The organism is Sodalis endosymbiont of Henestaris halophilus (assembly GCF_900161835.1).
GTDB lineage: Bacteria > Pseudomonadota > Gammaproteobacteria > Enterobacterales > Enterobacteriaceae.
Window position 1 is genome coordinate 619,107 of the sequence record NZ_LT897836.1, and the last position, 24,739, is coordinate 643,845.

A 24,739-nucleotide genomic window follows, 5' to 3' on the forward strand; every position below is an offset into this window, starting at 1 on the left:
AAAATGAGTGTCACCATTATCGGTGGTGGTATGGCTGGTGCAACACTGGCACTAGCTCTTTCGCATCTGAGCCGAGGCACGATGCAAATCGATTTAGTTGAGGCACGGATGCCGGAAGACCGCGAACATTCTGTCTTCGATGCCCGTGCTATCGCGCTGGCGCAGGGAACCTGTTCCGATCTAATTGTGATCGGTGTATGGCCGTCATTGGAATCTTCTGCTACATCGATTACCCGGGTAGAGGTTAGTGACACAAATCACTTGAGTAAGGTTCAGATTACGGCCAGCGACTATCGGTTGCCGGCATTGGGTTATGTCGTAGAACTACATGCGGCCGGTAAACGGTTATTTGACCTGCTACGCGAGGCTCCAGGTGTGCACCTGCATTGTCCAGCAATGCTTAAAGACATCAGGAGAGAGCGAGTGGGTAACTTTATTACCCTAGATAATGGTGTAGAACTAAACGCGTTACTAGTGGTGGCAGCGGACGGCTCGCATTCGCCGCTAGCTGCACAATGTGGCATCTCCTGGAGATGCCGGGATTATCAGCAAATTGCGGTGATCGCCAATATCAGCACCTCCTTATCCCATAAAGGAGGTGCTTTCGAGCATTTTACTCCGCATGGATCGCTTGGGTTGTTACCTATGTTCGGTGCAGGCAGTTCGTTAGTTTGGTGCCTACCGGCTACGTATCAGCGTGATATTATTGATTGGGACGAAGGGCAGTTTTGCCAAACATTACAGCATTTATTTGGCTGGCGGCTCGGTCGTATTACGACCGTTAGTGAGCGACAGTATTACCCGTTGTGGTTGTGCACAGCACAACGGCATATTTCTCACCGTTTAGCCCTGGTGGGAAATGCTGCACAAACACTGCATCCCATTGCCGGGCAGGGTTTTAATCTGGGGTTGCGCGATGTGATGACTTTAGCGGAAACCATAATACATGCTAAGGCGCAGGGGGAAGATATCGGCGATTACGCCGTGCTATCGCGCTACCAGCGTCGTAGGCAGTTAGATCAAGCAATGACCGTTGGTATTACCGATGGGCTTATTAATCTGTTCACTAATCGGCACGCATCGTTAGTGGCGTGCCGTAATCTTGGATTAATGGCTATGGCTCATATTCCATCGTTGCGAAATGTTCTGGCGCGTAAAACGCTGGGCTGGGTGGTCAGATAACCGAAAGCCAAGTAAACAAGGATTCAATAAGCTATGCAGTCATTTGATATTGTGATTCACGGTGGCGGTCTAGTAGGTCTAGCGTTGGCCTGCGGCTTGCAAGGAACTGGACTGCGCGTGGCGGTTATAGAGAAACATGCGCCGGAGGCGATTCTCTCTACTGTGCAGTCGTCTCTGCAGGTTTCAGCTATAAATGCTGCTAGCCGGCGTTTATTGCATCATTTACAGGTTTGGGAGTTTATCACTGAGATGCACGCTAATCCTTATCTAGGCGTGGAAGTATGGGAGCGGGATAGTTTTGGGCGAATTTTCTTTGATGGCATTGGGCTTGGATATCCTGAACTGGGCTATATTATTGAAAATACAGTTATGCAGCAAGCATTATGGCGCCGCGCCGAACAGTTGTCTGAGGTGACATTAATTGCACCTGATACACTACGACAGGTGACCTGGGGTAAAAATGAAGTGTTAATTACACTTAATGATAATCGTATGCTTATCACTAGATTAGTTGTAGCGGCAGATGGTGCACGCTCTTCGTTGCGAACCCATGCCGATATCCCTATAATTTTTTGGGGCTACCAACATCATGCGCTAGTAGCAACCGTTCATACCGCGATGCCTCATGGCAATATTGCTCGTCAGGTATTTCACGGCGATGGTATTCTAGCGTTTTTACCGTTAAGCGATCCTCATTTAAGTTCTGTCGTCTGGTCTTTACCTCCGCCGATGGCACAAGAGCTTTTGATGGTGTCCGCTGAAGTATTCAACGCTAATCTGGCTATGTACTTCAGTTTAGCTCTGGGAGTATGCGAACTACATGGTGAGCGACAAACTTTTCCGCTTACTGGTCTTTATGCGCGTAATTTCGCTTCTCACCGCCTAGTGTTAGTGGGTGATGCTGCTCATACTGTTCATCCTTTGGCGGGGCAGGGCGTCAATCTGGGCTTTATGGACGTAGCGGAATTATTGGGGGAAGTTCGGCGTTTACGAAAATCCGGCAAGGATATTGGTCATTACCCCTACTTGCAGTTTTATGAGCGCCGCCGTAAATATAGTGCTGCATTAACTCTGGCAGGTATGCAAGGATTTTGTGAGCTTTTCGCTGGTCAACAGCCGCTAAAGAAATGGGTTCGTGCCGCTGGTCTACAATTGGTAGACTCGTTACCTGGCTTAAAACTATGCTTTATTAAACAAGCAATGGGATTGAACGATTTGCCGTCCTGGCTAGTATCTGAGCCACTTGATTAAATTATTTTTTATTTTACTATTTTATATTGCATTGTTTAATGCAGGTGCCATACCACAGTGCTTAAAAAGCATAAATGTTGTCTTGAGATATAAATCTTTTATTGGAATTCCTTTTGTGTACGAAAAATTTTATTTTATGTAGTATACTATAATAGTTATATTTTTTTTACGTTGCGTAGCTTTTATGAGCTATTTTATTCTCACAGGTAATGAATTTATAACGCTAAAATGTCTTAGCGGATCTAGTTATATAAAAGCACTTGGCGTGCGACACCAATATGTTGTTATATTTTCAAGTCTAAATAATAACATTAACCTCATTATTTATCAGTAGATTAATGTTATTGGGTACGATACTGACATGTTCGCGTCCATCCTCCGTATAACTGTTATTGATATCACGGATGGCTGCCTCTGCTGTTTTTGCTTCATTTACTAGACCAATGATCTTATTTAAACTCGCGATATTTAACAAAACGATCAATACTAACATTCTCAATATTTGAGGTAAAATCATAAAAGATCAGGGGCATTTATTTTCTTTTCGAATTAAATTCCACTTAGTAGTTAATTTTACCACTTGTGACTAAGCCGTTTAGTAGATACTTGTAACGCTAACCCTTTAACATGTTAGGGTAATCGGGACGTGATATTGTGATTAAGATATGAGGATAGATTTTGTACGGCTAGAAGATAAATAAAGCATTTATCTGTTGAGGTCAATATTATAAACCATGCATATGTTAATAAAGCTATTAACTTCAGCTGCTCAACCATAAGTCGCTAGGATGAGAAAACACCGTCGTGCACGATAATGGAACAGTCAATTAAATTGTTATTAACACCTAAACAAATTGAATACATGGCTATGAAAAGGTATCAAGCTTTAAAAGAAATAATAAAACCACTCAAAGAAGTAATGCCGACGTGCTTGATCTCGATAATTATTAAACTGTGTTCTGTAATTAATATATTTATAACGCAATACTCAGTTTCATCATTAAACTAGATTTTAGTGGTTATCGCAGTAACTATCCCACCAAATGGTGTTGTCTTACTGATGAGGCTAATGCTTTATGCGTCATTGAAATTAGTCTGGTGAAATTAGTATGAGCGCTAACATCAACAAAACTAGTGTGAGAGAAACCATATTTATTGTCCTAATATTCACGAGGAGCAATATCAGTCGTTAGCTAACTCAACGATATAAATGAAGTGGTTGGCTGTAACCAAGTTGATTAGATGTTAATTCATAAATACAAACACGAGGATAAAATATTGTAGAATACTTCATTTTCTTGACCTATGGTTTGTAGTTATCCATCCCCTTTTATATTTGCTTGGGTTATTTATGAAATAATAAACCACGTAAATCGTCTTTGGTTTATTCAGTAGTGGAACTAAAAGGTATCATTTTAACTTGTAAGAGAGTTATCAGTATTAGATCCTTTTATAATTCATCTATTTTACCCATCAGCTGGATGAGTATTCTCATAATCTATTATTACAGATGTCACCATAAACTAGTTATGGCATTTAGTACATTTATCAGTTAATTTAGCGTTTATCCAGCGGCATAAGTGTATTTCTGGGTAATGATGGTGTCCGGGAGGTAATCCAACTCTGAGTGGTATTTCCCGTCTAGGAGACGATACGATTCAACTATTAAATATAGCAAGGGGCTTAGTATTAAAAATACGCGTATAATTTTTTTGTGATCTACTTGTTTTTCCGATGCGTTTCGCATTATCAGCCATTTGGCCTGCAACGACATGCATTGATCTAGCGTGAGGTAAATTACTAGTTGATAATGTACGGTAGCGGATGAATGGTTAACTCTCCAGCATCGTCATCGCACACGCGTAGCATACTGTTAGATGCAAGATCTTTACTTATCACTGCCTGTATCCAAACGCTGCCATCTGCTAACTGACAGGCAGCAAGTACTGTACCTGTAGGACGCCAAAGGTTGCCCATTTTTAGTTCTAAATAGTCGCCGGTATTCGGAAGATGTCCGGCTTTGCCTACTAACCAGTACATGGCACGTTTATTAGCGCCACGATATTTAGCTCGTGCTATTATTTCCTGACCAGTATAACAGCCTTTGTTAAAGTCAATGCCGCTTAAAGCTTGGATATTAGCTGCTTGCGGGATAAATTGTTTGCTGTTGGCACTATCGATAATTGGATAGCATGCTTCAATATCTAGCGCTAACCATTGCCGACTATCGTTAAGCTGAGCTTGACCTTGAAGCTTGTGTTGCACAGCATTGCGCACCGCCTGTGTGGTGACAAGCACAAAGCGCGGCGTGGGTGAATTAAAATACAGAAGCGTTGTTTTCTGATAATGCATCACTGGATGATCTGCATCAGGAACTTTAGCAAAAAATCTTTCTAGCGTTGCTTTTGCCTGAAAACCGGCCAGACCTAACAACACCGCCTCATCATCGGCGATGATAGTTGTTCTAGAAAAAACGGCATACTTTTTTAATTCAGCCAACTGACTATCGCGTACGCTACGCCGTTCGATAAATGCTATTCCTTCTCGGTGGTGAAAGATGCACAGGTAGCTAAGCATTTTCCCTTCGGCATTGCAATGGGCAGCAAATCTGAAACGATCAATATCCAATAATGCTACATCGCATGTCAGCTGACTATGCAAATATTTAACGCTGTCTGGGCCATTAAGTGTGATTAACGCCCAATCTTCCAGCGAAATTAGCGTCAATTTCAAATGATTAGAAGGCGATGGCAAATGTGAAGGAAAGGAAATTGCAGAGAACATGAATTATACTTTATTAGTAATTTTACAATATAATTATGGTAAAAAACTGTACGAGTTTTGCAAGCAGATTTTGTTTGCGGTTTTTTCGATGCGCGCTAATTGTGGATGCAGCATAAATAACGTGAAAACTTGTAAAATGTTTTATTTCATCTTGATTAGCAGAACATAATTAGATAAGTTAGTAGTAAGTAGCGTTTATAACATAATATAACGTATAGATATATTTAATACAGCACGTACTTACTGATTTGCTTATATCGTTAGATGTGTATAGCCTTTCTGCTTATACAGAAAGTATTTAGATTTTATTTATGACTATATGGGTAAACACTGCGGCGTCCGGCTACTCTGGATTTTGATAATGATTTGTTCTCCTGGTTAGGAAAACACAACTAACTAGCCGATGCTAATTAGCATTAGGTTATCTTAATGATTTAAATGAGATAACAACATCTATGGTTTTTCTAAGTTACATTCAGCTTTGTAAATACATTTATTTTTTGCGTTAAGGTGTTACGAAGTATTGATTCTATGTTCTTCCTAGCCGTAGAATTATGAGTTGATGACATGGTTTACGCGCCCGCTGGGGGCAAGGTTTGTGATATTGCAATGTAATGTCAGTCATCGCAATATTATGTTCCTTGCATCCGTGAAGTTTATATTAATTAGTAACCAAAATATTTATTACATGGCAAGGAGTGAATGTTGACTTATAAAGTTTAGATGCTTAAAGTTGGCATTGTATTAACCTTAACGTAAACCCAGGTGCGGGGGGTGCGTCTTTTATTTCGTGAACTTATAATTATATATCGGTGGGGTTAGCCTATGAATTTGGTGCTTGTCGGTCTAAGAATATTAAAAAATAGCTTTACCATCCAAAAATCTCAGTACTTAAACTCATCTCTCGAACCATTATCATGCACTGTGTCGTGCACTGATTGCATTAATTAAGTTTATGTTATGCGTTTGCTGCCAAATTGCTTTCCAGTTTTTCTAAATTTCGCCGAAGTTTTAGACGGGGGATGCAGCATATTGCACTCCGCCATGTTTGCGATAAAAAGTCTTGCAATTTATGTTGGTTTATAAAATTGGCTGTGAGCATAGCGTAAATTTTATAGACAGTTATTTATGTTAGTTAGTGCTGAAATTATATGATAAAATGTTTTTATCTATTCATATTTCTATACATATCGCTCTAGCAAACAATTCATTGCATAATATGACTCGAATTTAGATTCGAGTCCAGGCATGTTGTTATATGCTGCTTTATAGAAATCAGATATGAAACTAATAAATAACGTCATCTTTGATTAAATTCTTCATACCTTGTGCTTTAAACACAATTTAAGGAAAAGATACTGGTATCTTATATCTCACCGGTAAGTCATTTCATCCTGATGATGGGGTCGTAAGCAGCGTAAAAGCCTGACCGATGTATCGACGCCCAAATTGTCGTCTCGTACCTAACTGATGGGTTTAACATCATTCAGATGTTAATCTGCGTTATAGTTTGGGTAAAATAAATCGGGAGAAGAGGTAATTTTTAAACCTCGACCTGTTACTACATTATATGTACTACATGAAGTACGGCTTTTAGCGCCAGCCCGCGCCGTTGTTGTTGAATCAATCAAAATAGCACTTTCATTTCAGATTCGTAAAATCTGAATGACTTTGTTGGGGGTGGTATTACGCTATTGCTTAAATTTTTTGTACGTGCGCTTGCGTCATTAACACGCTGAGTAAAGCTGAATTATGACGAGCTCGGTTTAATAATTGCGGCTAGTTTACGCAACATGGTATTCCTACTTTTAATCTAGACTAGATGCTGAATTAAATTTCATTGAATGCTGTGTCGAAAGTATTACCGTTAAATACTAATTATCTGTATTTTGATGCAAAAAGGTTTTAAGTCGCATATGAACACTGGCCGGCCATTGTGCTATTTAGATATATTCGCAATAATAGTGAAGAGTTATATGCTATATAAACCAGACTCGTCGGCAATAGAACAGAGAATGTGATTCTAGGCGTTTTGGCGCTAGTGTGCCAAAATATAAGTAGCGCACGATGAGCAAGCAATGGCCTTGTGTCCTGGTTTTTATTTATTCACATAAGGGGGAGAAGTATTAGTATTTAGTAGGCGTAATTTACGCGTTTTAAATTAAAGATCTTTTATCAACTAGTGATATTTTCTCTGTGTGTTCATTTGGTTGAACGTGCCAAATGGTTTTCAGTGATCACTGGACTGCGTACATATGCACAATTTTCTGAAGTGGCTGCACAAATTGCATCCTGGACTGATACTAAGATGTAGCTATCGTATCTGACCCGATTGCGATCTAAAACTGGAGTATACACGATGTTACGAATTTATAGGTTTTTTCTTAATTAGTGAGTTTAATGTGGCTTCATTTTATTGTCACGCTAGAAGGTATGATTTGTGTGGCTAGTAAAGAAGTTTAACCTGCCAGAAATTACTATTCCTGATTACCGATGAGCTACTGTGCGACGACGACTTTTGTAGTAGGCATTTCTAAGATTAGTTATTGTTTGACTGGCGGTTGCGCATGTTAAATTAGCGGCGTGGTAGGAGAGTAAGCACCTACAAATCCCACTTAAATCCTTGGCTATTTGCTCTAGGTTAAATGGAGCAGATTTTAATATCGATCAGCGACTGAGTCTTAACAATAGCGTGTTTATCGTTGAAATAATTTACAAAGCAGTTGAGGTTAATAAAAGTTTCGTAGCAATTGCCGTTTACAACATGAATACATCATATTTGGCTGCTTGAGAGACCTGCAAACTCGGGGTAGCCACGGCCGATAGTTACTACCACTTCTCAGGGAGCTAATTCATTAAAAATTTAACTTAACATGCATTTTTTTCTTGTTAATGGGCAATTAACTCCATGTTTGAAATAAATTTAGTAAAATACCGTATTCAAGATCTGGCGGAAAGGATAGTCGTTTTGAGAGATGTATTTGACTACAACCTCAAGAAAGAACGCTTAGAAGCAGTAAACTTTGAGTTAGAACAGCCTAATGTATGGAAGGATCCCGAACGTGCTCAAGAACTGGGAAAAGAGCGCGCAGTACTTGAGGCGTTCGTTGAAACCATTGACAAACTTACCCAGGGTGCTCAAGACGTCTCCAGCTTGTTCTCGTTATCCGTAGAAGAAGACGATGAAGATATTTTCCTAGAAACTCAAAGCGAACTAGACAGCCTGGAAGGCAAATTGTGCCAGCTGGAATTCCGGCGCATGTTTTCCGGCGAGTACGACAGCGCCGATTGCTATTTGGATATTCAGGCTGGCTCCGGAGGTACCGAAGCGCAAGATTGGGCCAGCATAATGCTCAGAATGTATTTGCGTTGGGCAGAATCTCGTGGTTTTAAAACTGAAATTATCGAAGAATCAGAAGGAGAGGTAATTGGCATCAAATCTGTGACCATCAAGGTCATTGGTGATTACGCTTATGGCTGGTTACGTACCGAAACTGGCGTGCATCGTCTAGTACGAAAAAGCCCTTTTGACTCGGGCGGTCGACGTCACACCTCGTTCAGCTCTGCTTTTGTTTATCCAGAAGTTAATGATGATATCGATATCGAAATTAACCCGTCAGATCTGCGTATAGATGTTTACCGCGCCTCTGGCGCCGGCGGCCAGCACGTTAATAGGACCGAATCCGCTGTGCGTATTACCTACTTGCCGACTAATATTGTTACCCAGTGCCAGAATGATCGCTCGCAGCATAAAAACAAAGAGCAGGCAATGAAACAGCTGAAAGCTAAACTGTATGAATTTGAATTTCAAAAAAAGAAAGCTGAAAAGCAGGCTCTAGAAGATACTAAGTCCGCTATTGGCTGGGGAAGTCAGATCCGTTCATATGTACTAGATGATTCCCGCATTAAAGATCTGCGTACTGGCGTGGAAACCCGTAATACTCAGTCTGTACTGGATGGCAATTTAAATAAATTTATTGAGGCGAGTCTTAAAGCAGGACTATGAGGAATCCATATGTCTAAATCACTATCACAAGACGCAGTGCCCCACTTGGATTTAAATAATGAGATGCGTTCACGGCATGAAAAACTTACTAAGTTGCGCCAGCAGGGTATTGCTTTTCCCAATGATTTCCGTCGGGATGCATTTTCCGACCAGCTGCATGCTCGCTATGGCAAAAAAAGAAATGAGGAGCTTAAAGCATTAAATATCGAAGTCAGTATTGCTGGCCGCATGATGACCCGCCGCATCATGGGCAAAGCTTCTTTTGTCACATTGCAGGATGTGGGCGGGCAAATCCAGTTGTACGTTACCCTTGACGATATACCTTTAGGACAATACAACGAGCAGTTTAAAACATGGGATCTTGGAGATATTTTAGGCGCTCGTGGAAAATTATTCAAAACTCGCACTGGCGAGCTTTCTATACAATGTAGCGAAATTCGTCTACTAACTAAAGCTCTGCGTCCGCTACCGGATAAATTTCACGGTTTAAATGATCAGGAAACTCGTTATCGTCAGCGTTATCTTGATCTGATCGTTAACGGCTCATCGCGCCGAACTTTTAAAGTTCGTTCGCGGATTATGGCGGAAATTCGCTGTTTTATGAAAGATAATTACTTTATGGAAGTAGAAACGCCGATGATGCAAAATATTCCCGGTGGCGCTATGGCACGCCCGTTTATTACCCACCATAACGCACTGGATATTGATATGTATCTTCGCATCGCACCTGAACTTTATCTTAAGCGGCTTGTGGTTGGTGGTTTTGAACGGGTATTTGAAATTAATCGTAATTTCCGCAATGAAGGATTATCGTCGCGTCATAATCCGGAGTTCACTATGATGGAACTATATATGGCTTATGCGGATTATCGCGATATGATTGTGTTCGTTGAGGATTTGTTTCGCACTTTGACCAGGAAAGTACTGGGCAGTAGTGTCGTGCATTACGGCGATCAAATATTTGACTTCAACAAGCCATTTATCCAGATGACCATGAAAGAAGCTATTTGCTATTATTGCCCGCAAATTCGGCCAGAGGCGCTTGAAGATATGACTTTCGCAACCGCTATCGCCAATTCTTTAGACATTAAGGTAAAAAAGAGCTGGGGCCTTGGTCGGGTTCAAACCGAAATTTTTAAAAAAACAGCGGAAAGCTATTTAATTCAACCAACGTTTATTATCGCCTACCCAGCGGAGGTTTCTCCGCTAGCGCGCCGCAATGATAAAAATCCGTTCTTCACCGATCGTTTTGAAATTTTTATTGGTGGACGTGAAATTGGTAATGGTTTTTCAGAGCTTAATGATGCCGAAGATCAAGCGGCGAGTTTTGCAGCGCAGGCTCAGGCTAAAGATTCCGGCGATGATGAAGCCATGTTTTATGATGCAGACTATGTCACCGCCCTAGAACATGGCCTGCCACCGACTGCTGGCTTAGGAATTGGTATTGATCGCCTGATGATGCTTTTGACTAATAGTCAAACCATTCGCGATGTAATCCTATTTCCGGCGCTGCGTCCGCAAAATAGTTCCTGTAAATCAGGAAGATGAATACTGCTTACCATTCTAGCGAGCTCACTGACTATTGTCGTTTATAATACTTTGTATGACTAGGCTGGGTTTGCGTTAATCTCGTTTTTCAGATAGCGATGCGGGTTCATAGGCATATCCTTGCGCGTGTTTAATGCCCTATTATAAAAATGACTCATTTGATGACATTGTGTGCTATGCCTGTTCATCTGCTATTGTGATAGCATCTTTGTCGATCTATGCTACTTATGTATTTATGCGTTGTATCTCTACAGTGAGATGCCTGAAAGGCTTTTTCACTGTGTTGTTAACAACACATAACAAATAATCTTTGTACGTGATCATTCGCTCTGTCAGGAGCATATCTTGCTTTCTTTTCAGTTTGTCCAAACTTTTTCTTTTGACGCACGTTGCAGATTTGATATATATGTGGATACTCTAGCGTTCTGCTATTAACTCCGTACCCTTGTACTTGCTGGCGGCACAGTATAATTAGCCACCTATGTTGGAGGTGTTATGCTTGCTGTAATTTTTGTAAAGAAACTAATACGTAAAGCATTTTTATTGTCTTTATGCTCAAAACAATTATAAGCAGCCCTTGATGAATATTTTAATTTTAAAATTGTGGATTAAGTCATCAACATTAGCGATTTTATCATCAATCTCTAGGCGTTAGAAACTTTTTTCTCGAACGGCAAAAGAAAATCTTGTCATGCTTGCATTGCAGCCTAAATCGCTTGAATGCAATAATATGTGCATTAAGGGATACAACAACTTCTAAATAAATAGAGAAAAAATTTAAAGGACTAAGGTACGATGAATATCAAATTCACTCAACGACCATAGATACTTAACAAACTTAGAGTATCATGCTAAATCATCATAACTTCGCTCGGATTTTTTGATGTTTTTATAAAACTACCACTGATAAGCACAAATTAATTTTAATCTAATGCAAGTCTTAAACGACTAACGGCAATTATATCATAACTATAAGCATAGTGTCGATCGATTTCCATATATACTGAGTTAAGATTGACCATTGTCTAAAAGAAAATACAATTGCTAGCGAATAAGCAAAATGCTAAGTACTAGCACGCAACTACAAACTTTCAGTAAAATATGTTGCAAAAGATGCTTTCTCAATATTAATTAGCCATAATACAACCAGCTAGATATAGTTCGTCTTTAGCAATGACTGTTAGTCGGTTCGGGGGTTCGGTGTATTTGTTAACGTGATTATTTTGTCTATAAATTAGTAAAATTATATAAATACTGATTAATATAAAAGCACTAATTTTTTAAATACCATTTTGATGGCTTGAAAACTGGTCTTAATATGGTCCTTTAGTTTTATTGTTACAGCATATGAACAAGTAAGCTCATATACCAGCAGATTCTAGCACTGTCATTTTACTGAAAATATGAGTTTTTTGAAGTAACTACAAGATTAATAATCTTGATATAACAACTTTATTTTGTCCCCACAAGTATATTGTGATGTAATGCAGAACAAATAAGAGTGACTATTGTATCAACAGTCACAGGTGGGGATACTTAATATTAGTGAATTTACTATATATGTTAGTAGGATGCACTACATGACATATTATCAGTATGAGTTTTAGTACGATAAAATCTGCATTAGTTTAAGTCTTATCATAGCCCGCTCTACAAGAATGCGGGGTAACTTAACTTAACGAGAAAGTGCTCGTTTATCTGAAAAGTAATGCCAGCCGCTTAATAAAATTATTGATCAATATTGCAGCTGCAACAGTAAAAATACGTAATTTCTTATAATCACATCTCATTTATCTGGGATTTAGTAGCTTAACTTAATATGATGGACAACTTGGTATGGCTAGTTTTAATGAATTAGGTATGCTTCAGGAGATCAACGAAAAGAATTGACTTCTAGTCGGTTATAGATGGCTTAGGCTATCGATAATGACTTTACAGGCCAAAAATGTTTATAAACAGTATTATCAATAAGTTAATTAATAAATCGACCAAGCAGGTAATCGCCCTTAAGCAATAGTAATAAACACTAAGGTCAATTATCTACCATTATAATCTATGCCGTTTAATCCACAAAGCATAGTAATATGTAAATATCGGAGTTGCGTGTCTAACGCACTCCTGCGCCGCTACGGAAAGAGGTACGGGATATTCATCGCCGCGGCGGAGTTTTAAATAAACAACTTTAGAAGTAAATCAAGGAATAATATCCCTTTGTTTATTACATACCAATAGCTATTAATTTCGGTTATATAGCCACCAGCTAATGCCCTGATCCAATGCTGGACATACTGAGTTTTATGATAGCCATGTAAAGATGGCTAATTCTACATGTGGCACAGATTTCAGTAACCGGAAATTATTCATGAAGTATTCAAATGGTAAATTAGCCGTGGCAACCTTATAATATTTATCCAGATAATAACTACACATATAAACATGTAGTTGGCGGGTTTTCACCATGCGTACTAACCTATGCCGGCTTGCGTTGTCAGCTTACCGTAGGTGAAACGAAGCCGGATACTAAGTTAATTCGCCAAAACGCTAATAATTAAGATTATGGCGCACTGTAAGCCCCTTATAGAACAAAACCTCAGGGTTTTATACGGGAAACCGCCGCGAAAAGCATTTTATTGCCATGCTAGTAAATACCCCACAACATATTATCACCCGGCAGCGAGGGCGGCCGTGAGCCAAGCAATGTATTCGGTACGATAATTAATGCATACTAAGATAAATGCTCTGGCGCTAGAGCAATCACTTGGGTTAAATCATTAAGTGTTTCTGTAACAGTCTGTTTAGGCAGGCTGTGCATCAAATCAAGATTAAAGTTTCGCAGGCGCCTAGGAGAGGCTTACTACACGCACCGTGCTGCGCGCTTCTTCTGCTCTGTGTATTTACACGGGGCCAAGCTTAGTTATTTTACCGCTCAAAGCCTTTGTACACCAGATAGATATGCTATTGATACTAGTTTGCTGATAAGCCGCAAAATAATTCTCCACTACAGTGCCCGAATTCGCTTCTAGAGTAATTTCGGCTTTTTGCGTCATTGGTAGTCGCTGACGCAAAACGTCAAGCAGCGAATGTATGTAGCTGGACAAAAGTAGGCTAGAAGTACCCCGACGATAAATAGAGTATTAATAGTTCGTCTTGCTATCAGCGGGAGTTTTTGGTTTAAATCCGCTAATAAATGTGTTACATATTCTTTATGTGGTAATTATCTTTTCAGCTCATGATAATTAAAATCGCATAAGGGTATTTTGACTGAACGAGGAAATATGAAGGTATACAGGCTAAGCGGGGCGAGATAAATATTATACATAGTTCAAAGTAGTCCAGTAGGCATGTTAGCAGTATCCTACTGCGGTAAAAAATAGCGACTGAGATAGTATTTTCTTCAGCTCTAAGGCCGAAGGTTGTGCTGCCTTGCTCAGTAACATAAAGACGAGAGATTCTAACTGAAACTATAAATGCCGGCTAAGCCACCATGACACATCAACTAGATCAAATTGTCGTCATATCCGACATATAGTACACAACTAACCAAAGTATGCAGTAAAATTTCGTATTGTACTAATGATAACTAAACAAAGATGATATTTGCTTTAGTAAGTTGTTTAGATGCTGAGATAGTTGTTAGTTTCTTGCCCGCATAATGCGAGCAAGATCAATACGTAGCATTCTAAAAATACCATAACGTAATTTTAACGAAGTTGCTAGTGGTTAATTATATTTTTGCATAATTTATCCGTAATTATTATATAACAAGCAACATACCGTGGTGATTTATCAAAAGTTTATATATAGTCTAGTAGACGTACACTTAGATAACTATATAAATAAATAGTTTATTTTATTATTCTACATTTCCTTTTTTAGGATTAAGCGGTATTTAACCACGTTAAATTCTTGGATAGAAAACAAATCTAATAGTTATTCTTATCGCCTTCTATCAGTTTTTTATGATAATGATTTTGATGTGACATTACGTTAGTGCGTTGGCGCTGTGATTTTTATCAGACTTAGGCTGAGTGTAATAATATATAGTAAAATGCAATAAATAATCACTATGGCACTAAATATTGATTATAAGCGATATTAAATTTCCAGGAACATATACATGCCAAAATAATTTAAGCCGTATAGGGTCAAAAGGAGTGCCATCGACTAAAAATCAATGCGACTAATCGCTGGTAAAATGCGGAGAATAAAGTACATTATAAATTCTTTTAATTGGTAAAAGATCAAAACTATGCAAACTACAGCATCCCTTACTAATTTAACTAAATAAAGAACGCATAATTATTACCCCAAATGCTAGCTACCAGCGGTTTCATCATAACTAGCAAGCATATTAGAAAATATATAAAATTGAGAATCAAAACACGCATTTCAATCAGTGTCAACAAACGAGGCATTTGATTATTGTCAAAATAAAAGATAGGCAACAGCTCTGCTTTATTTATCTGCCTGCTATCGGATATAAACTATCGTAGCGTAAATATAATTGGCTGTGTAATTTGATTACAAATTGTAAAAACTAATTATAAAATTGCAACGAACAGACTGCATTTAAACGTGCAGCAGTGGCATCATAATATAAAGATTAATTAGCTTTTTAACCAAAATTAGTATTAAAGCATAAGAGATAACTATTATTAGTCATATTAACAAATGCATTATTATTGATATTCATCAGAATAATTTTTATTTTTGCAGTTATTGTGTTATTAGCAGTTGGATAATAAAGTTAATATTGTTTTGTGTTTAAGATGTGAGTGGTACTCACTGCTCTTATTAAATTATACGCTACATGCCATCCCTTGTTCGCTAAGTAGTGGTAGTGTATATATAATATGCTTATTTCTTTTTTCTCAAAAGATAAAGTGTTTATTATCACCCGTAAAATATCGATGTTTTCTCCTGGCATTAGATCTAACAGTTTGACGGCAAGACTTTGCGACGATGGAGGGCATGAGTTTGATGAAAATCTATATGCTTTCTCAGTACTGGTTTGTAGATTTAAACTAGAAGTTTTGATTTTATAGCTAAAGTCAAAAACCTAACGCGCTCACGTTGTAGAAGGAGACACATAATTAAATGTGTAAGATAATTGTTTTATCGACCAATAAAATAGATATAACGACCCAAAAGTTATATTGATAGCATTAATAAAATAATATTAGGTTTTTGCATGTTATTTCTTTAATATGTTTAGGCAGTTGTATGTGCAACCTTAATTTCTAGCATTTAAAATAGTGATACCGATAAGCAGACTAGTTTACTGCCGGCAGCGCGGTAGTATCTCCGGTGTATCGCTTCATACCAAGCGATAGTTTATCAATGTCATGGTGTACGTGTTTTAAGTCTTCATAAAAATTATTTATTCACTTGAATACCGATTATTGCTGCTTGAAATTTTTCTCAGACGTTAAAATAGCCATGAAACTTCGCAATTGTAAGTGCGCTTACACTCCGTGATGAACGCAGCAAACGTTAATATTTTTTCAGGTTTGATGACGGCTTTGATAAATGCGCAATTAGTATTGATTTAGATTAGCATATTGAGCATGTAGTGCGTTTTGCTAGTCTCTGATGGTTTAGCTTCTTTGGTTAGATGCGGACGGCCTAGGGGGTGTAGCACCTATCAATACTTTCTACTACCAGGGCAGCTTTTGTGAGTCTATAGCGGACAACTAAAATACCAGATCAGTTCATTCACTTTTTGTGTGCTGGCTAATCAATTTATTTTTTACAACATTTTGTATGTGATGCATTTTTCAAATACATGCTGACCAGCTTTAATCGTGGTTTTGATCGCTATCACAGGTTTGGTTTTACTGACAGTGACCAAGGTAATCTGCGCAAGATCGCGTCCGTAATCTTGGGCCACTGTGCATATTTATTTATGAACGTGCTGTAGATTTTTTTTTGGTAATTCTCTTACTTTTAGTGATTTATATGTTATTAAATAAACCGGTGTGAGATTGTGCACATGTGTAATGCGCTACAAGCGTCTGTTCGTACTGGTAACCTTAAGCCCTAAAGGGCAAGAGATACATCGAATGCGTTGTTCCGCTATGCAATGATATAAACTAACAGCGAGGAGCTGTTTATATTATTACCTTATAATGATCCCGATAGTTAATTTTGCTGTATTAGCTAGGTTATTTTTTGCTATGTTCACTGCCCAACCTATCGCGAGTTCTGTTATATAGAGAGTTAAGTAGTTTATGTGATTATGTAATGTATACTATTCTAGTAAAAAATATGTAATCCATGTCATCCTATAAACGATATCTTGCCTTCAAGTTCCTGAAGGTGGCTCCCATTGGACTATTAGGCCAGAAGTTACATAGATGACACATGTTTTCCATGATCTTAAGAGTACGAACGCTGGCTGCTATAGTTACTTCTTTTTTTTGCACTGGACACTTCAATTAGGAGTTTTTCCACTCTGATTCAAAAAACCATTTAAACTTTGGAAAAGTTAGTGTCCCTATAAGGACTACATTAAATAAAATTACTGATTTACAAGCAAAAACCTAGTACAAACACTAAATAATTCCCCATCGATTAAAGGTCAGTGTTGATAACGCACTATATCTAGCTAAGTTGTATCATGACTAATTGATATTGAAAAATTATATTATTGCAACGTATTATTTTCCTTAATTTATACTAGCGTGCTAGTACCTACCATTTGGTTTATTAGCCAGTAGTTTTATTCATTTTCAGTTAATAACCAATCTTGTCATCTCATATATTGGTATCGATGGATACTATGATTGCCACAACCGAAGGCTGCGTCGTTAACTGTTGAGGCATTTTCATTAAATTTAAATTAATTTATGTTACTGACAGTATATTTTGTGATAAATATAAAATATAGCTAAGTTATAGCTAGTTAGCACCAAGCTATGAATTTATTTATTATATAGCACTATTAAGTAAATTTGAGATCAAAGACACTTTGTTTTTTATTTTTTCTTTATTTTAAAGTGTTGTGTTTCTTTATTCATGACACTGCATTTAAATAGTTTAGTAAGTAATAAATGCATAACAAGATTTCCTTTTTCCGTTCGAGAAGAACGTGTTACCCAGAGGTTAATAATCAAACTACTAATCTGGATGGCTTGATCTAGATCTTTCTAATAGTGCAATGTTAGTAAAGAATTAGTTTAACGCTTTTTTAATCTAAAAGTAACAGTAAATGTTTTGCTTATTGGTTTTTCTTTTAAAGAAAAGTTGAGGTAAACATAATATGCTAATATAGGTGGTCAACTTTAGTGTATAAATACACTTTACGTTTTTAACCCACGGATTAGTAAACATGTGTATTTTAGCAAAAATACGATAATAGCTGCTAAAGAGCAACTGCTATAATTATATCTAGCAATTTGTTAAATATCACGCGCAGCTAAAATATATAAAAACTTACTGATATATAAATAAGGTTAGGTTAGATATGTGGGACGTCGCCGGCGGTAAACTAATCTATCCTTGCTACGTTACGCTGATTTACAATAGAGAGCGCGTTAAAAAAGTTTTGTTTTGTGCCATGTTAGTCAGAACACTACTTGTTTTTTTTAGTTATTTGAAGATATATTTCCTACGCTTACAATCTTAACCGAGTATTTGAGGTATTTTATATCGGTGGGCGAAAGTCTATACCGAGCTTATTTAAGCAAGGGAATTTGGAATTTGTCGCCGTTGAAGTGACAAAAAATTTAGTGCGTCATATCCGTAAATTTTACAATGAGTTTCCTGACTAACCGACAGGAAACGCAACCTTGGATCGCTTTTATCAAACCGATACGAAAGTTGCAATAATCTTGAAGCGCTGATCGAGAACTAGCACAATATACGACCAAGGTATTTACTAACATCAGTAATCGACCTATGAGCCTTTTATGCCTCTCATGCCATAAACAAACTATTGATGAATAAAATACTGCGTCGTTTAGCATTTTTACGACGCAGTCAGACTTTTTAGCTATAATCATAGTGTTAGCTAAACTTACGACGAAAAACTGCTATCGCACCCGCGCCTGAGTACGGGGTTTCTATGCTGCGCCTCATAGCCATCGATTATCTCAATACATTGCTGTGTTTACATTATGGTATCTAAAATATTTTTTTGTATTCGCGATAGTGAGTCTAACCTGGCTATTTGAGTAGTGAGCTGAGGGTATTCGTACCAGCATTAAACAACCTTTACCAGTTGTAAGAAAACTAATATAACTTACTCATAAATCGTTCACTTTGAACTATCTGCTTTTTGTTCTGTACATTTAGTAATGAACTAGGATTGTTATTTAACAACATGTGTTTATGAAAATTACTAGTAAATTACCTATACTATTTATAGTAGCATATCAATTTTATTGATGTTGATTATCAACAACAAAAACTTACGAAATAGTTTATTACATTCATGCTATAATAATCCAAGTCTCGTAATCATTATGCTGATAAACGTTATCACTCGAGTACGGATAAAACAGTTAAAATAGTTTATGGTAGTGGTGACCGGAAGCAGGTCAGCCAGATTAAATCGATGCTTCTGTCTGATAATAAACCAAGATCTTTGGATATTGCAGCATTGCATTATTATTAAGCTAGATTTTTAGAGCTATTAACAACTCAAGTGTTACGGAACAATTTTTACATATTATTCATAGGAAAACGATAGTTACTAGATTCGCATAATGACGATTAATATATTTTAATTGGAATAACGTTAGCATCTTACTATTTTTGGATAGATACATTCATAATAAAGACATGACGGCAAATTTGCCAAGAAGGTTATTAACTAGGATATTAACCCCTTGAATTCAACAATATTGACCAGTTTTTATTTACCACAAGAATATACTAATTATTAATAAAATAATCAGGTGATCATTAGCTATAATTACATTATAGTTTTTGATAATTATAAGTTGTAGGTCACAGTATTTCACTGTGCTAGATTGTTTTAGTGATAAATATTAAGTAAACAAACTAATAAACCATATTTAATAAATCTTATTTTTCTAAAATATAAGCAACATTTTAAAGTTATAAATTATTTATATTAATCGTTTATATTTTTATCTTTACCTATTAAGTATATAGCTGACGTTGTCAGCTAGTGTTTCAACAAATAAATCATAGTAACATTATCTGCTTTTTACTGGTTGTGGTGACCGATAGCTTCTTATGAACTTTTTAGTTCTTGACCTCCTGCTTGTTTTCTAAATTTATCAGCCGCTTACTCAATTAATTGCTTAAATAATTTTAGGCATTAAGTGCGTTAAAATTGACACGTGTCTTTTATCTTCTTGGTGTCAGCATCATTACGACCTGAATGTTTATTATCAGTAGCAGCAAATAGTGTGCTCATACGCGACGAATCTTTCGTTATTAGCACATTATAGTCTTGATCAAGATCATGTGCATTGATGTAAGCGCATGCCGCGCCTAATTGTTTTAATATTACTTAAACTATAAGGCATACTTCTTATTTATAAAACTTAAGCTAAAGAGAATATTTTTGAGTTAGCAAGTATTATCCTGTTATCGTGATGGCCTGCCTACCAATATGAGGCGACAGAGCTAATCGCATAACCCAGATTATTCTTGACCAATTCTGACATAGAACTTGCTACGGCTCGTTGATAAACTACTAGAGGAAGTGGTTTGCTATGGTTATCGTGTCTCTTGCACTATAGTTTTTACCTGCAATGTGCTTTAATAAAGCGTATTATATCATAATAAGAGAGATGATAAACTATAACTTTGATAACTGCTTGAGCTTTCGCTCGTCATCTATATTCTCGTCTTGCATATATAATATAGTTAATACCGGTCGAACTGTGAGCAGGTAAGGATGAAATAAAAACAGCAATTTGGTTTAAAAGCAGTAACCTATCATATGCAATCAATCTGATGCAGATTGATTTATAAAATACTAGTTAGTTGAATCTTATGAATATTCAGAGAAGTAAGTAGCTATCGTAGTACATTGTCGGTTATACCTATAATAGTTTCGTCACTTGCTGTTGCTTGTAGCCGTCGATGATATAGTATATAAAATGACTAATTGCGGTTAGCAATATGTTTAATTATCGTTTAATGTTGTTTAGTATTGTACGCTATACTCAATAGTATTTATATAGTTTTCCTGATTTTATTACATTTTTATTGGGTTAAATTTTTATTCCTGACCAGCACTTAGAACAGCTAGATTGGATGACGTTAAACATAAGGAAGTGTACCCATATTTATTTAGTCTGAAGTTATTATATACATATATAGTTTTCCATCACTTGTTTTATTACATACGGTGATCAATATTTATTATCTCGTCAATCTTATTTACAATGTTGCTAACAAAATGACAAATTCCGTTATGATAAATCGGTTGTTTATCTTAAATAAGATAGACTTTTTCTGAACTGTGCACAGAGCAGACAAAAGTGCAGTTTCATAGGGGGTGTAGTTTCATATAACTTTGACTACTTTTATTTTTACTCATAACGTATACTACTTTAGTAAGTTGATCTTAATGTTTTTCATTTACATTGTTATTTTATAAATAGGTTGTTTTTGTCGTCTAGTAGTTTAAATGGTTAAAATATCTCGAGTATGACGCTTTGCGTTTAGTTCAACTATGAGATTTATTAATTAATAGATGTTAACTACTTGTTTTTATTAAAGCCATGCTGCTATGAAATTACTAATAGAAATATAATAAATGTAGAGGTTTTAACATGAAAATGCAGTATTTATCTGTACTCATTTTTGCTATGGTTATTGTCGGTAGTGCCGAGGCTGCCGAAGTTTATCATAAAGATGGCAACACATTGGATTTATACGGTACGTTCAATGGCATGCGTTATATATTTAGTGATGATGATAAAAACGGCGATCGTTCTTTCATCCGTTATGGCTTCCGTGGTGAAGCCATGCTTAGCAACGAGCTTATTGGTTTAGGTACTTGGGAGCAGGGAGCCGGTCTAAGTTACGCCGAAAGCGAGGGGGATAACAGAACCTTTACTTGCCTTGGGTTTGTCGGTATTAAGTTTGGTGATGCAGGTAGCATTGACTATGGCCGGAACTACGGCGTACTGCACGACGTCAATGCCTGGACTGATGTGATGCCAGAATTCGGCGGCAATACTACTGTTACTGATAATTTCTTTGCTGGTCGGGCCAATAGTATGCTTACGTATCGTAATACTAATTTTTTTGGGATGGTGGATGGCTTGAATTTTGCGTTGCAATATCAGGGTAAAAATAACAGCAAAACAAACGATAAAAAAGGTTGCAGTCTTCAGAAAGGAAATGGTAATGGTTATGGTCTGTCTGTTACTTATGATTTGAGTAACAGCGTGTCAGCTGGTGCAGCCGTTAGCAGTAGCAACCGTACGCTATTTCAGCAATCTTTAGATTTAGTTCATAATCAAGGTAAAAAAACTAAAGCCTACTCTTTAGGCTTGAAATATGATACTTATAATGTTTACTTGGCCGCGCTTTATCATGATACCCAAAACATGACTCCATTTGCTTGTTTTTCAAGTAAAAATTACGGCTTTGCTGAAAAAGCACATAATCTTGAACTAGTCGCACAATATCAGTTTAACTCTGGTTTAAGGCCTTCTCTTGGCTACATACAGTCGTGCATTCACGGCGACCAGAAGGGCAAAAGATATGATATCAAAAGATACATAGAATTAGGCGCTAGCTATAAATTTAATAAGAATATGTCAACTTTTGTTGACTATCGCATTAATCTTCTGTCGAGTAACAAACTGAGTTGTATCGCGCAGAAACCTGCTAATAACATTGTTGCATTGGGTATAAATTATATGTTCTAGCTAAATCTTGCTAATATAAATAATATTGTTCGTTAAAATGGTGGTATATATGCTGTATTGCCCATTATTACTTTATTTTAGAAAATATGGTCTTATCTCTTTCTTTCATCTCTTACGAGATGATGATGAAGAAAGGATGCGTACAAAATATAGCACTTATCTCATCATATCCGGTTTGACGCATTGATTTAACTTATTTCAGTATTTTACTAAGATTTTATTGGTGACAGCGTTAGGTGGTCATAAGATAATTTTTTTATGAATGCGTCGTATGCTGGCCTATCAACGTGTTTGTATGACAACTTCATGCTTTTGTATTTTGCTGTTACTTAACGTTACACCCTTCCAGATTTAACTGCAAGGTGTAAAGTGATAAAGGTTTTCTCTACATAGCGAATGTAATTAATTTTGATTAATCTTTATTAAGTTACTTTGGTTTCTTCTACTAACCGCCAGAATTTTCATAATATTACATTTTATATCTTATATAATTATATTAATTGCAAAGTTACTTTGGTGGCAAGATATGTCTTTTGATCAACTTATTATAACCAAGTAGGGGCTAGAGGAGAACACTCTGCTTGATTAGCAGATGACATTAATTTTTTTGATAATCAAGCTAAAAGTTGCTTGATACCCATCTGCTTTAAGTCGATTACTCTTGAGATATGTTACCGAATTAATAGGTGCTGAAATGATTTTATAGATGACACGTGATGGGTTCTATAAGGAAGATCTCTATTTTCTGCGAGAGAAAATTTCATAGGGTGAAACGTGCGTTAGCAAGAGAGAATAACGCTGTACTTGATTACATGTGAAATATATTACACTTTTGGTTGGTAAAACTTTGAATGTGGGCAAATGCCTTTGCCCTAGTTTAGCTACCGCAAATGTACTTTGACTAAGTACAGGCTTCAATAGTTAGTGCAAGTGAAGTGTTGCCTCTGTTTAATGCATGTAAAGATAGACCTATCATTTCAGATTTAGCCATACTTTATCTTGCCAACTACAATTATACGTTTAATCTAACTACTAATGCAATCCTGTATTTTGATGTTTCATGCACCGAGATTACATCCGCATTGAAAACTGGCGGTGATTTTTTCTTCTAGTGCGGCGTATACCTTTGAGATTGACATATCACATGGTCTGTGCGCTATGTAGGTACTTTTGTTATACTAGACAAGACTCAGCGTATTCCCCTTTTTAGATTAATCTGGTTGAAAGCAAAACGAGTTTTTAAGGCCACGCCGATGTTGTATTGTTATAAAATTATTTAACATGCGCGTCGTTGCTTATTCTTGATTGTTTGCGCAATGTAGCTTTTTTTATTTAAAAAACTCTTTACCTGAGCATTAGATAACTTTATCTTTGCGCTGTTATCTGCATGCATTAGTGTAAAATACTGTAAATGTTTCTTACTAAGAACTGTGCGCATCAGTAAATACGCCATATTTTTATTTTAAAGCATACATTTAAAAGTGAATAATTATGTTGCTTAACATATTCTATCAGATAAACTAGAAATAGTATTCTAGCTTAAGCTACTTTTAATAAGGCGGATATTGTAACCCAACTGTTATTTGGGAGTTATAGTCAGCACGATGCGTTGATAAAGACAATTTTACACTTGATTTTTATTGCTGTCTAAGGGAACCCTTTCGTTATATAATTAAATCACGTGATATAACATTAATTTTATAATAATACGTCTACTCAAACATTTTAGGCGCTGCACTATATACATCAAGGTAAAAGTCGGTTAATTAATAGTTTTCATTGCAAACAGCGCGAATCTATCGATTCTATTAAAGATTGATTATATTTATCGACAATAGTTGAGTAGTTGTAATGGTAATTTACCAAACGCATATTTGTAACGTTGCCATGTTTTAATTTTTGATTCTTGCATTTACGCCAAGGTTTTTACATCCTAGCGATAACCTCTATGACTACTTAAGGTATAGACATGAACTAGTAGTTCATGATTAGTTACGTATCATTGGTTTTTATCCTTTTAGCGTAATGTATACACTTTAACTTTTTAGCATTAATAAAATTACGACTTCTATTAATATCTTATTCTTATAGTTTATTTCATTAT

7 protein-coding genes and 1 pseudogene are annotated in these 24,739 nt (G+C 36.8%); 5 read left to right on the forward strand and 3 right to left on the reverse strand.

What is annotated here, in order from left to right:
* The first annotated feature begins 3 nt into the window (after positions 1–3).
* Both ubiH and ubiI read left to right on the forward strand, forming a co-directional pair.
* On the forward strand, positions 4–1,182 hold the full coding sequence (gene ubiH, locus HBA_RS01320; RefSeq protein ID WP_097032248.1) for a 2-octaprenyl-6-methoxyphenyl hydroxylase: 1,179 nt from the start codon (positions 4–6) through the stop codon (positions 1,180–1,182).
* Between the two features lie 33 nt (positions 1,183–1,215).
* On the forward strand, positions 1,216–2,433 hold the full coding sequence (gene ubiI / locus HBA_RS01325) for an FAD-dependent 2-octaprenylphenol hydroxylase (protein ID WP_097032249.1): 1,218 nt from the start codon (positions 1,216–1,218) through the stop codon (positions 2,431–2,433).
* Between the two features lie 298 nt (positions 2,434–2,731).
* On the opposite strand, the gene HBA_RS01330 is transcribed toward ubiI, so the two are convergent.
* Positions 2,732–2,917 (reverse strand): hypothetical protein, encoded by a 186-nt coding sequence (locus HBA_RS01330; protein WP_157774244.1) that lies wholly within the window; start codon positions 2,915–2,917, stop codon positions 2,732–2,734.
* 1,316 nt (positions 2,918–4,233) lie between these two features.
* Complete coding sequence (gene ygfZ, locus HBA_RS01335; protein ID WP_097032251.1) at positions 4,234–5,217, reverse strand: tRNA-modifying protein YgfZ; 984 nt, start codon at positions 5,215–5,217, stop codon at positions 4,234–4,236.
* A 2,908-nt stretch (positions 5,218–8,125) separates the two neighbouring features.
* Here ygfZ and prfB point away from each other — a divergent pair.
* Together prfB and lysS are read left to right on the forward strand one after the other, a co-directional pair.
* On the forward strand, positions 8,126–9,223 hold the full coding sequence (gene prfB, locus HBA_RS01340) for a peptide chain release factor 2 (protein ID WP_097032252.1): 1,098 nt from the start codon (positions 8,126–8,128) through the stop codon (positions 9,221–9,223).
* Between the two features lie 9 nt (positions 9,224–9,232).
* Complete coding sequence (gene lysS / locus HBA_RS01345; protein WP_097032253.1) at positions 9,233–10,771, forward strand: lysine--tRNA ligase; 1,539 nt, start codon at positions 9,233–9,235, stop codon at positions 10,769–10,771.
* Positions 10,772–12,109: 1,338 nt separating this feature from the next.
* Here the strand turns inward: lysS and HBA_RS03580 are convergent.
* A pseudogene (locus tag HBA_RS03580) lies at positions 12,110–12,163 on the reverse strand (sortase B protein-sorting domain-containing protein); the annotation flags it as partial.
* 9,365 nt (positions 12,164–21,528) lie between these two features.
* Between HBA_RS03580 and HBA_RS01355 the strand changes: the two are divergent.
* Positions 21,529–22,635: a porin gene (locus HBA_RS01355; RefSeq protein ID WP_097032254.1), complete on the forward strand. Its 1,107-nt coding sequence runs from the start codon at positions 21,529–21,531 to the stop codon at positions 22,633–22,635.
* The last annotated feature ends 2,104 nt before the right edge of the window (positions 22,636–24,739 follow it).

Bases quoted from the DNA above. Each gene is read 5' to 3' on its own strand.
- ubiH (WP_097032248.1), top strand. From the start codon at position 4: ATGAGTGTCACCATTATCGGTGGTGGTATGGCTGGTGCAACACTGGCA.
- ubiI (WP_097032249.1), top strand. From the start codon at position 1,216: ATGCAGTCATTTGATATTGTGATTCACGGTGGCGGTCTAGTAGGTCTA.
- ygfZ (WP_097032251.1), bottom strand. From the start codon at position 5,217: ATGTTCTCTGCAATTTCCTTTCCTTCACATTTGCCATCGCCTTCTAAT.
- prfB (WP_097032252.1), top strand. From the start codon at position 8,126: ATGTTTGAAATAAATTTAGTAAAATACCGTATTCAAGATCTGGCGGAA.
- lysS (WP_097032253.1), top strand. From the start codon at position 9,233: ATGTCTAAATCACTATCACAAGACGCAGTGCCCCACTTGGATTTAAAT.
- HBA_RS01355 (WP_097032254.1), top strand. From the start codon at position 21,529: ATGAAAATGCAGTATTTATCTGTACTCATTTTTGCTATGGTTATTGTC.